Annotated in this window: 14 protein-coding genes; 8 read left to right on the top strand and 6 right to left on the bottom strand. The window is 43.6% G+C overall.

Features of this window, described 5'->3' with window-relative positions; all coding sequences use genetic code 11:
* Nucleotides 1–91: 91 nt before the first annotated feature.
* The 4 genes from H6G03_RS28560 to H6G03_RS28545 all read right to left on the bottom strand — a co-directional run bounded on the left by H6G03_RS28560 (nt 92) and on the right by H6G03_RS28545 (nt 2,964).
* Nucleotides 92–946 (bottom strand): SGNH/GDSL hydrolase family protein, encoded by an 855-nt coding sequence (locus H6G03_RS28560; protein ID WP_190472276.1) that lies wholly within the window; start codon nt 944–946, stop codon nt 92–94.
* Nucleotides 947–1,211: 265 nt separating this feature from the next.
* Entirely contained in the window at nt 1,212–1,778 is a 567-nt protein-coding gene (locus H6G03_RS28555) for a DUF6658 family protein (protein WP_190472273.1), read from the bottom strand.
* A 130-nt stretch (nt 1,779–1,908) separates the two neighbouring features.
* Nucleotides 1,909–2,472 carry a DUF6658 family protein gene (locus H6G03_RS28550; RefSeq protein ID WP_199315522.1) on the bottom strand — a complete coding sequence of 188 codons (564 nt, stop codon included), beginning with the start codon at nt 2,470–2,472 and terminating at the stop codon, nt 1,909–1,911.
* A gap of 174 nt (nt 2,473–2,646) precedes the next feature.
* Nucleotides 2,647–2,964, bottom strand: a complete 318-nt coding sequence (locus H6G03_RS28545; RefSeq protein WP_190472270.1) for a WGxxGxxG family protein — start codon at nt 2,962–2,964, stop codon at nt 2,647–2,649.
* Between the two features lie 302 nt (nt 2,965–3,266).
* On the opposite strand from H6G03_RS28545, the gene H6G03_RS28540 reads away from it, so the two are divergent.
* Entirely contained in the window at nt 3,267–4,208 is a 942-nt protein-coding gene (locus H6G03_RS28540) for a lysylphosphatidylglycerol synthase domain-containing protein (RefSeq protein ID WP_190472267.1), read from the top strand.
* Between the two features lie 82 nt (nt 4,209–4,290).
* Here H6G03_RS28540 and H6G03_RS28535 read toward each other — a convergent pair whose 3' ends face one another.
* Nucleotides 4,291–5,646 carry a hypothetical protein gene (locus tag H6G03_RS28535; RefSeq protein WP_190472265.1) on the bottom strand — a complete coding sequence of 452 codons (1,356 nt, stop codon included), beginning with the start codon at nt 5,644–5,646 and terminating at the stop codon, nt 4,291–4,293.
* A gap of 1,130 nt (nt 5,647–6,776) precedes the next feature.
* Here H6G03_RS28535 and ndhL point away from each other — a divergent pair.
* From ndhL to H6G03_RS28510, 5 genes are all read left to right on the top strand, one after another.
* Nucleotides 6,777–6,989, top strand: a complete 213-nt coding sequence (gene ndhL / locus H6G03_RS28530; RefSeq protein ID WP_190472262.1) for an NAD(P)H-quinone oxidoreductase subunit L — start codon at nt 6,777–6,779, stop codon at nt 6,987–6,989.
* A gap of 23 nt (nt 6,990–7,012) precedes the next feature.
* A complete protein-coding gene (locus H6G03_RS28525; RefSeq protein ID WP_190472259.1) occupies nt 7,013–7,354 on the top strand; it encodes a DUF3007 family protein in 342 nt (113 codons plus the stop codon).
* Nucleotides 7,355–7,399: 45 nt separating this feature from the next.
* Entirely contained in the window at nt 7,400–8,203 is an 804-nt protein-coding gene (gene trpA, locus H6G03_RS28520) for a tryptophan synthase subunit alpha (RefSeq protein WP_190472251.1), read from the top strand.
* A gap of 126 nt (nt 8,204–8,329) precedes the next feature.
* Nucleotides 8,330–8,692 carry a group I truncated hemoglobin gene (locus H6G03_RS28515; RefSeq protein ID WP_190472248.1) on the top strand — a complete coding sequence of 121 codons (363 nt, stop codon included), beginning with the start codon at nt 8,330–8,332 and terminating at the stop codon, nt 8,690–8,692.
* A 59-nt stretch (nt 8,693–8,751) separates the two neighbouring features.
* Complete coding sequence (locus H6G03_RS28510; protein WP_190472246.1) at nt 8,752–9,213, top strand: hypothetical protein; 462 nt, start codon at nt 8,752–8,754, stop codon at nt 9,211–9,213.
* Between the two features lie 262 nt (nt 9,214–9,475).
* Here H6G03_RS28510 and H6G03_RS28505 read toward each other — a convergent pair whose 3' ends face one another.
* The gene (locus H6G03_RS28505; protein ID WP_242057032.1) at nt 9,476–9,790 is read right to left on the bottom strand and encodes an HAD family hydrolase; all 315 of its coding nucleotides are present in this window, start codon (nt 9,788–9,790) and stop codon (nt 9,476–9,478) included.
* A gap of 133 nt (nt 9,791–9,923) precedes the next feature.
* Between H6G03_RS28505 and H6G03_RS28500 the strand changes: the two genes are divergently transcribed.
* Nucleotides 9,924–10,490: a DUF3122 domain-containing protein gene (locus tag H6G03_RS28500; protein WP_190472243.1), complete on the top strand. Its 567-nt coding sequence runs from the start codon at nt 9,924–9,926 to the stop codon at nt 10,488–10,490.
* A 304-nt stretch (nt 10,491–10,794) separates the two neighbouring features.
* Entirely contained in the window at nt 10,795–12,282 is a 1,488-nt protein-coding gene (locus tag H6G03_RS28495) for a serine/threonine-protein kinase (protein ID WP_190472240.1), read from the top strand.
* Nucleotides 12,283–12,546 lie beyond the last annotated feature (264 nt).

Here is a 12,546-nt window from a genome sequence, read left to right as displayed (position 1 = left end):
TTACAATACATTTGTACTATCCGTGGGTAGCGATCGCACTCCTGCAAGTGCCTTAACAAAAGTTCATACAGTGTCGATTACTTTTGTCCGACTACTTAGCACCAGCCCATACCACATAAAGCCCATTCGGGTCTGCACTCGCACGATTAGCTACCACAAAATTATCGATCTGCTGCTGCAATCCCGGCAAGAGAGAACTGCCAGTATTTAGAGTTCCCGATGTCGCACCACCAACAGCAAAGTTGGTGCTGGGATTAACAGGTAATGCCAATGTGGGCGCGAGGTCTTCTACCCAGACCAGACCGTTGCTAAAACGTCCGTTAAAGTAAGGCGGACTGGGCGGAACTGCCCCTCCTGTTAAGGCAAACAAATTGCCATCGTCTGAAAGACTATCCCCAAACACGAACATTTGACTGAACAGCTGGCGAGGAATGCGACCTTCAAACTGACCGAATTCGATGTAATGTTCTACACCAGTAATTTCGTCTTTTTGCGTTGCTCGGGCAACATCTGGGTTTCGGTTTAAATAAAAGTTAGTGTCGAAAAAGCGGCTGGGGTTACGTAGCTCATCAGCACCAAATTTGACAAAATGTTCTATACCCGTAAGTAGATCGGCTCCCACTGCAACAGCCACATCGGAATTATTGCGAAGATAAAAACCCGTATCGAACAAGAGATTGGGGTTGCGCCGTTCTGATTGACCGAACACGATGAAGTGTTCAAATGCAGTTGTTTTGCCTGCGTTGACTTCGGTGGCAACATCTAGATTTTGTTGCAGATAATAGGCACTATCGAAAAAAGCGCTGGGATTGCGACGTTCAAATTCCCCAAACTGGCTGAAGTGGTCGAATCCGCTGGCAAACTCGCCTTTTGATACGGCGGCTGCCACATCTTGGTTGGCGGCAAGATAGAAATTTTCGTTAAATAACTCGCGATCGCTCAACATAATTATTTCTTAAGATTAACGATGAATTGGCTGACATGGATTATTGTCAGGAATTTACTAAATATACGATAATATCACAAACAAATCCGAAAAATTTGCTCGATCGATTTTTTTTCGATCGGTAAGCTACTACAAATACTGCGATATATGCTAATATCTAGTAACATTATTTTTTTCTATATTTCTGCTACTTAAACACCAGAAAACCGATTTCTTTAAGAAACCGGTTTTCTATGTGCATTACTCACCTAAAAAGTGCTGTACATTAGTACTTGTCTTGATTAAAGACCTTATCTAGACCGTGTTTGGTATTATCGGCAGCTTGACCTGCACGATCTTTTGCTATGTCAGCACTCCGAGACACATCCTTGGCAGCATCTTGAGAGTTGTCCTTGATGTTTTCAATTCCTCGGCGAGTACCCTTGGCTACATCTTTTGCTGTGTTTGTAGCTGATTCGCCGATATTCTCACCAATATTTTGAACTCGTTCGCCTAAAGGTGTGCCCGAACGGTAGTTGCGACCGTATTGTTCGGGAGAATCGGCTCGATATTCGATGTTGTGTTCGGCATTATTTACAAGACGATCGGCTTTTTTGTTTGCCTTTGATTCGTCAAAGCGAGGATCGACATCGCTAAAATCGTTCATCCCGCCTTTGTAGGTGTTAGTTACAGCGCCTTCGGGGATTTCTGGGCGGGGATTTCTGTCTAAAGCTTTGGCTTGGACGCTAGGGCTACCGCAAGCAGTGCTGACGAACAGAATAACGCCTGCGAAAAAGACTGTTAAAACTCGCAAGAAGTTGAATTGTTTGATAAAAGAAACAACTTTGTTCATAGACACTCCTTTTTGTGTTTTGATGTGTGTTTTGAGTGAATTTGGATGTCGCTAAAGTAGCTGTACGATGTCAAGGCGATCGATAAATAACAAGCTTTAGCCATGCCGTACTTCTACTTTGTTACTGCGGCTAATATTTCTTAGCCGGGTTAGGTTGTAATTCCGGACGCTCTTGGGCTTCGTTCGCCTTATCTTTCAAGAAAGAGCCTGCATCTTGAAAAGCTTCTTTAACTGTCTCCAAGCGATCGCCCACTCGCTCGCCTAAGTTGGGTTCGCGCTGAATCAAACCGCCCGGTCTAGCTTGTTCTGGGTTTGAAGGTGTAGCGTTTCTATTGGCTGCACCCGCTGTTTCACTACCTGGGTAAATCAAACCAGAATCGGCACTTGTATTTGCAGCGACGAGTTGCTTATAAGTTAGCTGTAGGTCGGCTCGATCGCGCTCTCCATTTACGCTGGCGTTAGGAGAAGCTTTGTACTGGGTGTAACCGTCTCCACCACCTTTGTGGGGGTTGTTCATCCCACCTGCTTGGACGGGAGGGTTGTCTGGACGCGCACCTTGGACATCTCCAGTGTTACAAGCAGTGGTGACAAACAGGGCGATTCCTGCCAAGAATACGGTGACAATTTGGCGCAATCGCACTTTTTTAAAGAAGGCAACTATCTGTTTCACAACTTTATCCTTTTCACCTAACATCGTTTAGTTTACAAATAAAACTCTTGCGTTTTTATCTAGCAAAAGTTACATTTTAGGCGTCTGATGGCAAAAATTATTTATATCCTTAGAAATAGATGAAGTGTCCTAATTAAAAAGGGCTTTAGTTCAAATTACTAAAGCCCCCCGGAGCTAACATCAGCGAGAAAAGATGTATTAGTAACGCGCACCCGGACGACTCACTTCATCAGGCTCGCGATAACGAACTGGTTCTTCGCGTTTCGGACGAGCTAAACCTGCCAAACCGATCAGACCTAACAAACCTAACCAGCCCCAATCAAAGTCTCGATCGCCTGTTCTATAATCAACGCCTTGGCGGTTATTGTTGTAATCGGTAGTTGTATCGGTAGTTCTATCAGTTGAATTGGGAGATGTGTTGGTTTGGGCAGAAGCAGGCAGAACCGCAGGTAGAGTAACCAAACTTAAACTCAGCAAACTAGCACCAACAACTTTGGACAATTTAGAACTTTTCATGGTATGATTTTCTCCTTCTTTTTGAAATCTCTAGAGGTTGTTGCAAACAGTTAAAAGTGTTGCGAGATGAGCTATGCAAACAACACTATTGACAAGCTTACGGTTTGAAAACCAAACTGGTATCAATCTCCGGCTAGAAAGCAAGCTTCTTCCGTACTCTCACTGAAGACGTAGAAACTATGGTTCTGCGGTTTTCTCTGAAGTTTATAATTTGTTAAATAGCTTTAAAATTTCTTTGGGGAAAACTTACCTGCTCGGTATTTGGGCCGATCGACCTTTGTTATCGTCAGTTAGTGAATTTTATGAAGCAAATCCAGTCGCGTCTTTTGCCTTATCTGCGCTGGGCTATTGTAGGCGGGACACTGTTTTTTTTGGCTAAAGCGCTCAAAGATAACGCTGGGTCGGTGGCGGCTATCCGGATCGCGCCGGCTGGATGGGCAATTCTGGCGATCGCAATCGGAGTCACTTTACTGGCCCATATTTGGTCTGGCTGGGTGTGGAGTTGGATTCTGCGGGAACTTCACCAACCGATCGGGGCTGGTTGGAGTGTCCAAATTTACCTAAAAACCAACATAGCTAAGTATTTACCCGGTAATGTCTGGCACTACTACGGGCGTATCAAGGCTACTACAGATGTGGGTATTTGCCGAAGTGCCGCTACCCTCAGCGTGTTACTGGAACCGCTGCTGATGGCGGCTGCCGCCTTACTGATTGCTTTGTTTAGTAGCTTGCTAGTAGAGACGGATTTACCCAATGTTTATCGGTGGTTGGAATTTCTCGGTCTGGCGATAGTTTCGATCGCAATTCATCCTAAGTTTTTAAACCCGTTGATTCAATTGGCGACTCAGATGAAAGCTAAAGCTAAAGGTTTCGCGACAGTTGATGTCGGTGCTTTGCAAATGAAACGCTACCCCCTACTGCCTTTGTTGGGAGAGATGGGTTTTTTAAGTTTGCGCGGTTTCGGTTTCTTGTGTACTTGGTTGGCCCTCAAACCGGTGCCTCCCAGTCAGGTATTTCTGCTGTTGGGTGCTTTCTGTGTAGCATGGTTGTTGGGTTTGGTTGTTCCTGGCGCACCGGGAGGTGTGGGAGTTTTTGAAACAAGTGCGATCGCGCTTTTGGATGACAGTTTTTCACCGGGTCTCATCCTCAGTGTAGTTGCACTTTACCGTCTGGTGAGTATTTTAGCGGAAGCGATCGGTGCCGGATTGATTTGGCTTGACTCGCGCTTAATCGCTCATCGGTAATGGCTAATTGCGATCGAGCCATCCCACTTCATAGGCGAATAATGGATTAAGATTGCCACAGCCATTAGCAAATCTAGCGGATTTATTCCAGAAGTCCATTTTCATAAGCCGTTTCCAAGTTACGCTCTTGTTTGAGTTGGGAAAAAATTCGATACTCATCTAGAGTCCAACCCTTTAGCTGTTCCCCGGAACCTTGATATTGCGGCATCTGGATTAAATTGTATTCTACATTTTCAGCATAAATTGCAAATGTAATATTAAATATTTCTAAGAAAGTAATCAACCAGCGACATTCAGCTTCTGGGTATTTTTGATAGTACTGAATTAAAGCCCCAATACAAACTTCCAAATGCGTGCGAGAGTTTGGTGAAACGAGAATTAATTTCAGCAGAATTACCACTAACGTCAACGGATTACCTTGAGACAGCAATAAGGCAAATAACGCTGTTGGTTCTCGACTATTTTCAGTTGTTAGATATTCTATGACGCGATTGCAACTTCTCAGTTTCAGAGCATCGTTAATAATTTCCTCCTCATGGTCTTTATAAAGAACTTCTAGTTTTTCAGAAATATTTTGCTGAAAAACATTTACGAATTTTTTATTCGCCACCGAAAACAGTAAATATTTACTTAAACTCTGCTTGAAAAATTTGTACGTTACGAATTCAGTTTGTTTAATAAAAATACTTGCCAAGTTGGCGTAGCTAAATGGGCCTCGTTTAGCTACAATTGCTTTAATTAGCCGGAGCAGATCGTCGCCAAGTCCTGTAGGATTTGGTTTGTCAAGCTTAGTATCTTTAGCTACTGGCGACTGAGAATGGGCGGTGTACATCGCCAAATCGAATTTAAATTTATCTTTCAAGCGCTTCGCACGAGCTCTAGCTGCTTCTCGCTGTTCTATGGGATTATTCAGATCTATGTACTGAGGTACTAAAAGAAAAGTACTATAACGATGCGCCCACTCAGACTGACTATCGTAGCGGGAAGCGAATACCTTCAGGTCTTCATAATCCTTACTGTTGACAAAATTATCCAACCAAGTTTTGACGCGATCTAAACTTGGAGATATCGTATCTTCATTAATTTTTGCCTCGCCTAATAGCTGAATTAATTCTTGTATAGCCTTATGATTCCTGCTGGCATCCCAGTTATTAATCAGAATATAACAAGACCGCTTGAGAGTGTTTCTAAACTCCTCTTCATTTTTTTCAAAAATGATTTTATAGAGAGCATTAAGCGCTTCTGTATTAGCACAACCAACTTGATATATGAATAAATTCCTAAATTCACACAATACAGCTTCTGAAGGAGATTCTTTAACAATCGCCAACAGAAATTTATAAATAATGCCTTGAAATTTATCAAGACCCGAACCTTGTCGGTTTAACTGGATAAGGGTATCCGCTTGATGAACCGTTAGTAGACCATCCCCGATCATTCTGCTTAAAGAGGTAGTAATCCCTGATTGAGTTGTAACGAAACAGTTGATGGCACCCTGACTGAGTATGATTGCAGTTTAGCCTCAGTTACTTAACTTGTGCAAACTAATTACTTGTCAATTATCTGAATTTAGCTTAGCCGATCGACCGCAGCTGATGATATTTTTGTACAAGAAGCATCTCTAGCTAGTTTTTTATCCAAAAAACTGCTAGTTTCCTTCTCCTTTAGCCCACACTGAATCCAGACTGGTTATTTTTAGTTTAGGTAGCATTACATTTTTACGCTTTTGTTAAACCAGCGGGCTTACTTCAATATACTTGTACCATTTTTCTTTGGCAACCAGCTATATACCCTTGCCGCTCGCCGGAATGTCCTGCTTTGGGTGCAAACATTCCCACTGGCTGAATTTCGCCAAATTTCTCAACCAAATTTCGACTCAATTAAAATGGGGGCAGAGGGACTCGAACCCTCACGGCCTTATTCAGGCCAACGGATTTTCATTCTCCCGCAGCTTTCACTACTGCCTGGGGTACAATTACCAGGCTTTGAGAATTGGACCCTCCCTTTACCCTCGCCTTCACGTTAGGGTAGCTCCCGTCGGGTCTCTGCACCTTCCCTCAATTTTGGATTTTGGATGTTCGATTTTGGATTGAGCGCCGATCTAAAATCTAAAATCTCAAATCTAAAATTTTTAGGCTTGGCTCAGGATTGCCTTGTCTGTCGCCAGATTTAGGTTTCCCTGAATTTGAGAGCGGTCACTTGACAGATTTCTCTATCAAGGCTCAGTTTCCTAAGTCCGTTGCGTCTACCATTCCGCCACGCCCCCAAGGTTCGCTTCGGTTTTGTTAGTCGCGGGTTCTATTATTACACCATTTAACTGGATTCGGCAAGGCAGTCTCCGCAAGAAACTGGGTTTGTTTAAGAAAACCGACTTCTAAGTGTAAAATGTATTGAGCATGGGTCTAAGCCTGGGTGTAAGTCCAGTCCTAGATTTGCTGTTAACGAATCGGTAACACCGACTCCGGGCTAGTCGCCCAGAGCGCTCTTGCCCTATCCTCAGCGAAGGCAAAAGCCTGCCTTTTGCTTCTCGAAAAGCCCTTATTGAAAGTTGCTGCTGCGATAAAACCAATGCTGATTGCGCTTCTGTATTTGATTTTGGGTGGAGCTTACCTGCTAGTGATTCCCGTGGCAGTATATATCTACCTGCAAAACCGTTGGTATGTGGCTAGCTCGATCGAGCGTGGCTTTATGTACTTCATGGTTTTCTTTTTCTTCCCCGGACTGTTAGTGCTTGCCCCGTTTTTAAATTTTCGACCCAAGCGGCGGCAAATTGAAGCTTAAATATTCTCATCGCTCAACCATAAATGCGACGGATTGACGTTATAGTTATTGGCCTGGGTATCTTTGCCGCAGGCGGAATAGCTTACCTTGTTTTGCAAGTAGCTGGGCTAGATAGCCAGCAAGCTGGAATCTGGAGTCAGGCATTTTTGGTTGTGGGTATCATCGGTTGGCTGTTGACTTACATATTCCGAGTTGGCAATAAACAGATGACCTATAACCAGCAACTGAAAGACTACGAAGAAGCTGTAGTGAATAAACGGCTGGAAGAACTGACTCCGGAAGAACTGGCAAAAATCGAAACCGAAATCGAACAAGAAAAGGTTAGCGGTCAGCGGTCAGCCATCAGTCCAAAGGAAGAAAATTGACAACTGACAACTGACAACTGACAACTGACAACTGGCAACTCACAAATGACCTTAATTTCCGATTGTTTTGCAGCCTTACGCTCTCGCTCTCAGTGCGCTCTGATTCCTTTTATAACGGCTGGCGATCCAGATTTAGAAACAACAGCTAAGGCGTTGCGGATTCTCGATCGCACCGGTGCTGATATCATCGAACTCGGTGTCCCCTACTCCGACCCTTTGGCAGATGGCCCGGTGATTCAAGCGGCGGCTACTCGCGCCCTCCAACGCGGAGTTAAATTAGATGATGTTCTCCAAATGCTAGAGGGCGTTATCCCAGAATTGCGATCGCCGATCGTCCTCTTTACCTACTACAATCCCATTATCAATCGCGGCATTGACAAATTTTTACACCAGCTTTCAAAAGTGGGAGTCAGCGGTTTAGTCGTACCCGACCTACCCCTAGAAGAAGCTGAAGGTTTGTTGAACCCAGCCGCAAAATTGGGCATTGATGTGGTATTATTAGTCGCTCCGACCAGTTCCAAAGAACGCATCGCAGCGATCGCCCAAAAGTCCCAAGGATTTATCTATTTGGTTAGCGTGACCGGCGTCACGGGGATGCGTTCCGGACTGGAAACGCGAGTTGAAGATTTACTCAAGCAGATGCGGGGCGTCACCGACAAACCGATCGGTGTCGGTTTTGGTATATCCGCACCGGAACACGCCCGTCAGGTGAGAGATTGGGGTGCTGATGCGGCAATTGTGGGTAGCGCCATTGTCAAACGTTTGGCAGATGGAGAGCCGGAAAAGGGATTGAAAGCAATTGAAGAGTTTTGCCAGAGTTTAAAGCAGGCGATCTCAACTGTAACTTGAATCAAGCTTAAGTTGAGGTAAGAGCGAAACTCAACAAAGTTAAGATTTAGGTTGGGTTTCGTTACCTCAACCCAACCTACTGTATTTATAGATAAAATATAACAGTAGATCGCAATCGAAACTCATATGGACACAGAAAAATCTTTATACGAAAAAGTTGGCGGACAAGCAGCGATCGAGCAAATAGTAGATGATTTTTACAACCATGTTTTGGCTGACGATACAGTCAATAAATTTTTCGCTAATACAGACATGAAAAAGCAGCGCCGCCATCAAACTGCTTTTATTTCCTACGCTCTAGGTGGGCCGCAATACACAGGCCGATCGATGGAAAAGGCGCACGCAGGACTGAATTTACAGCCAGAACATTTTGATGCGATCGCCAAACATTTGGGTGAAGCAATGACTGCATATGGGATATCGCAAGACGATATCAATACAGCACTCGATCGCGTTGCGAGTTTGAAAGACGCTGTTTTGTACAAGTAATAATTGAATTGCGGCAACTTCTATTTTGCTTCCTACCTTACAAAGAATCAAAACTTTACGTGCCGCTTGCAACAGAACAAGTGCGCCGTATACTGACGCGACTTTCTTACAGACCCTTAGTAATAGAGTCCCAGTTATTTGGTAGGAAAACTTATAAATATTCCTTTATACTCGATCGTAACTTTATCAAAATTATTGGGCCAGAAGGCTACCGGAAAAGACCTTTAGTGACAAAAGTTTATATTCAACCAGATCCAGAGAGAGTCGGGACTCGATTACAACTAAAAATTGGTATAAAGTCAAATCAACTTTATATATTTTGTGCATTTATGGGAATGTATAGTTGTGGTGCGATCTTGTTTTTTTCACTAAGTTCTCCTATTGACTTGGCAATCATTTTGCCGATCGTCCTATTTCAGTTACTGTTTATTTATTCTGTATTTCTCTGGTCTTTTCATTATGAAATCGAACAGCTTTTGGACTTGCTGTTGCAGGTGTTAAAGCCTCAAAATGAAACCTAGTAAAAGCTGGCGATCGCACTTTATCGATCGTCATAAATCGCAGCCGCCACACAGAATACAAATTTTTTCATTTTCCCTGCCGCCTAGATGTTACCTTTTGCAAATTCTGGGGCATACTAAAAGGAGGAGTAAAGAATTCAGGGCGCATCTATCTTATGGTAGATGAACAAATTTAGCTTATAAGTCCGAAGCCATCATTTTATCAATAATTTCGATAACGCCAGCACCGCGATCGCCGTGAGTAACGAAATCGGCATCTTCTTTAAGCATCGGTAAGGGGATTGACATTTTTCTCGTTTAATGGTTTGATAAATTTTTCCGGCGGTCGATCGCCCAGCAGCTTTTCCTCACCAGTGGCGGGATGATATAGTAAAGCGCCGTTTTCCAGTACGATGCGATCGAACAAGTTGATATGAGGGAAAATACCCATCAAATCCTCCAGTTCTCGTCCCGTCACTAAAATTAATTTGCGACCCGATTGCTGCCAACGTTCCAGCGCCACTACAGTTTCTGCGCTGACAGTACCATGTGTAGCAAGCGTTCCATCATAGTCAGAGGCGAGAGCAAGGTAGCGCATAGATTAACTTTTGAACTTTCCCCCTACTTAAGCCGATTCAAATCTTATTTAAACAATCCAAAAGCTAAATCTCTCTAATGGTGGATTTTTATTATCATAGAAACCATTAGCGAGTACAGCCACCGATAATTTTATGTGCGATATTCAGCAAATATTTTCACGCCTATTCTTGCTTACCGAAATAGTCCTGTTTTTATTGTTCGCTCAAGTAACCTTCTTTTGTCAACCAGCTGCTGCCGTACTCCGACAGCACCAAGATGCACCAGGACTAATGCGCTATCATTCTCAAAATTCTTTGCGAGATAAATATGGCTATGCTTGGCAAGTGCTACTATTCAAAGTTACTTCTGGAACAGCATTAAATATTTCTCCTACAGAAATCGGCAAACAGATAAAATCTCGCGAACAAACTGCTTTCAATCTCCGCTTAGTCGGTTTTCCAGGCATAGTCGAATTTGTCCATCCACATTCCTTAGAAATTCTCACAGATAGCGGTAAATTGCTAACGGCAGGAGATGAGTTTGCCGAAGCATCTCCCGCAGCAAATGTCGGTCAATATAACGTCACAAATATTATCGATAAATTACCCCAAAATGAAGCTTTGACACTTTCTTTTCCCCTAGTGGGCAGAGAAGATTTTTCCCTTAAAATTCCTCAGTCTGTAGTAGTCGAGTGGCAATGGTTAGTTAAAGAATTTTAAACATAGCATATCTAGAGTGCGAGTCCAGTAGAATAAATTGACAAAACAAATAAAATATGTATTGTGTAGGGGCGAAGCATTCGGGCGACAATTTATTGCACAAAACCCTAGATTTTCTGTCCGAATGCTTCGCCCTGCCAAGGTCTAAATATAAATTCACATTATGTTACTTTTGCCAATATCGATTACTGGACTTTGCTCTACCCTCAGAAACCCGGTTTTTCCAAAAAACCGGGTTTCTAATTTCTCCAAAAAACCCAATTTCTAGACGATAATAAACCCAAGCGCCACCAAATCGCGAAAAATGACTTGGGTAAACGGACATAAACTCCAAAACGGCAAATACACCATCGAAAAAAAAGTAGGCGATGGTGGTTTCGGTATCACCTATCTTGCCACAACTGCCAACGGACACCGTGTAGTCATCAAAACACTTAACGACACCGTGCAAAGTCGCCCCGATTTTAACCAATTGCAGCAAGATTTTCTCAACGAGGCGCTGCGACTGGCGAAATGCACTAATCCCCATATCGTCAAAATTAACGAAGTTGTCCAAGAAGGGCAACTGTGGTGCATGGTGATGGAATATATAGATGGGGAAGATTTAGCCAATCGCGTTATCAAGCAAGGAGTTTTGCCGGAAGCAGAGGCGTTGCGCTATATTCAGCAGATAGGTGAGGCGCTGACAGTAGTTCACCAGCAAGGTTTGTTGCATCGCGATGTCAAACCGCAAAATATTATGTTGCGTTCTGGTAAATTGGAAGCGGTGTTAATTGATTTTGGCATCGCCCGCGAGTTTACCCAAGATGTTACCCAGACGCATACAGAATACCGGACTGAATTTTTTGCACCTATCGAACAATATGACAGACGGGAGAAACGGGGCGCTTATACCGATGTTTATGCTTTAGCGGCGACGCTGTACGTGATTTTAACAGCTAAATTCCCCCAACCTTCCCCACTCCGGGCGGCAGGTACGCCATTAACGCCACCAAAGCAGCATAATTCCAGTATCAGCGATAACGTAAATCGGGCGATACTCAAAGGGATGGCACTGAAGGCAAAAGACCGTCCTCAGTCTGTCGCAAAATGGTTAAAATTGTTGCCTTCTCCTAGTATTTCAACTCCTAAAAAGCCGTCGTCACAGGGAAAGCTGAAAAATAAATTGCTTATTGGCGGTCTGCTTGTTGGCAGTGCCGTTTTAGGGTTGATTAGTAGAGAAGTACAGATATATTGTCAAAAGCAATTTAATAGCAATCCGATTTCCCTACTAATTTCGTCATTTTCCCTCAAAACCACCCTCACCGGACATTCCAACTCGGTTAATTCAGTCGCCTTCAGTCCCGATGGTCAAACCCTTGCTAGTGGAAGTTTTGACGATACTATCAAAATCTGGGATATCCGCAGTGGCAAATTGAAAACCACCCTCACCGGACATTCCAACTGGGTTAGGTCAGTCGCCTTCAGTCCCGATGGTCAGACCCTTGCTAGTGGCAGTCGTGACAATACGATCAAAATCTGGGATATCCGCAGTGGTCAATTGAAAACCACCCTCACTGGACATTCCGACAATGTTAATTCAGTCGCCTTCAGTCCCGATGGTCAAACCCTTGCTAGTGGCAGTGATGACAAAACTATCAAAATCTGGGATATCCACAGTGGTCAATTGAAAACCACCCTCACCGGACATTCCAACGATGTTAATTCAGTCGCCTTCAGTCCCGATGGTCAAACCCTTGCCAGTAGTGGCAGTTATGACAATACTATCAAACTTTGGCGCATTTCCCCCTAAGAACCAATGCGAAAAGACTTTTGTGCGACGAAAAACCGAGTTTCTTTGATAGTTTCCCACCGATATAATTGACAACCCATTACCAGAAACCCAGTTTCTTTTCATCTCTCTAACTAGGGTGCGTCAGATATCAAAAACTTGTTGAATATCAACATATTAAAAAGGTACGTTGTTGCGCTTTAGCGCCAAAGCTTCAATTTCCATCACAGAAACCCGGTTTCTTCAATAAACCGGGTTTCTTGAATATCCCAAATCTACATTTAC

Source organism: Aerosakkonema funiforme FACHB-1375 (assembly GCF_014696265.1).
Taxonomy (GTDB): domain Bacteria; phylum Cyanobacteriota; class Cyanobacteriia; order Cyanobacteriales; family Aerosakkonemataceae; genus Aerosakkonema; species Aerosakkonema funiforme_A.
Note: the sequence above shows the minus strand (reverse complement) of the source record. Positions and strands in the feature narration are given on the sequence as shown.

Excerpts from the sequence above, each read along its gene's own strand:
- H6G03_RS28560 (WP_190472276.1), bottom strand. The coding sequence starts at position 946 with ATGTTGAGCGATCGCGAGTTATTTAACGAAAATTTCTATCTTGCCGCC.
- ndhL (WP_190472262.1), top strand. The coding sequence starts at position 6,777 with ATGCTGATTGCGCTTCTGTATTTGATTTTGGGTGGAGCTTACCTGCTA.
- H6G03_RS28555 (WP_190472273.1), bottom strand. The coding sequence starts at position 1,778 with ATGAACAAAGTTGTTTCTTTTATCAAACAATTCAACTTCTTGCGAGTT.
- H6G03_RS28495 (WP_190472240.1), top strand. The coding sequence starts at position 10,795 with ATGACTTGGGTAAACGGACATAAACTCCAAAACGGCAAATACACCATC.
- H6G03_RS28515 (WP_190472248.1), top strand. The coding sequence starts at position 8,330 with ATGGACACAGAAAAATCTTTATACGAAAAAGTTGGCGGACAAGCAGCG.
- H6G03_RS28500 (WP_190472243.1), top strand. The coding sequence starts at position 9,924 with ATGTGCGATATTCAGCAAATATTTTCACGCCTATTCTTGCTTACCGAA.
- H6G03_RS28535 (WP_190472265.1), bottom strand. The coding sequence starts at position 5,646 with ATGATCGGGGATGGTCTACTAACGGTTCATCAAGCGGATACCCTTATC.
- trpA (WP_190472251.1), top strand. The coding sequence starts at position 7,400 with ATGACCTTAATTTCCGATTGTTTTGCAGCCTTACGCTCTCGCTCTCAG.
- H6G03_RS28545 (WP_190472270.1), bottom strand. The coding sequence starts at position 2,964 with ATGAAAAGTTCTAAATTGTCCAAAGTTGTTGGTGCTAGTTTGCTGAGT.
- H6G03_RS28525 (WP_190472259.1), top strand. The coding sequence starts at position 7,013 with ATGCGACGGATTGACGTTATAGTTATTGGCCTGGGTATCTTTGCCGCA.
- H6G03_RS28550 (WP_199315522.1), bottom strand. The coding sequence starts at position 2,472 with ATGTTAGGTGAAAAGGATAAAGTTGTGAAACAGATAGTTGCCTTCTTT.
- H6G03_RS28540 (WP_190472267.1), top strand. The coding sequence starts at position 3,267 with ATGAAGCAAATCCAGTCGCGTCTTTTGCCTTATCTGCGCTGGGCTATT.
- H6G03_RS28505 (WP_242057032.1), bottom strand. The coding sequence starts at position 9,790 with ATGCGCTACCTTGCTCTCGCCTCTGACTATGATGGAACGCTTGCTACA.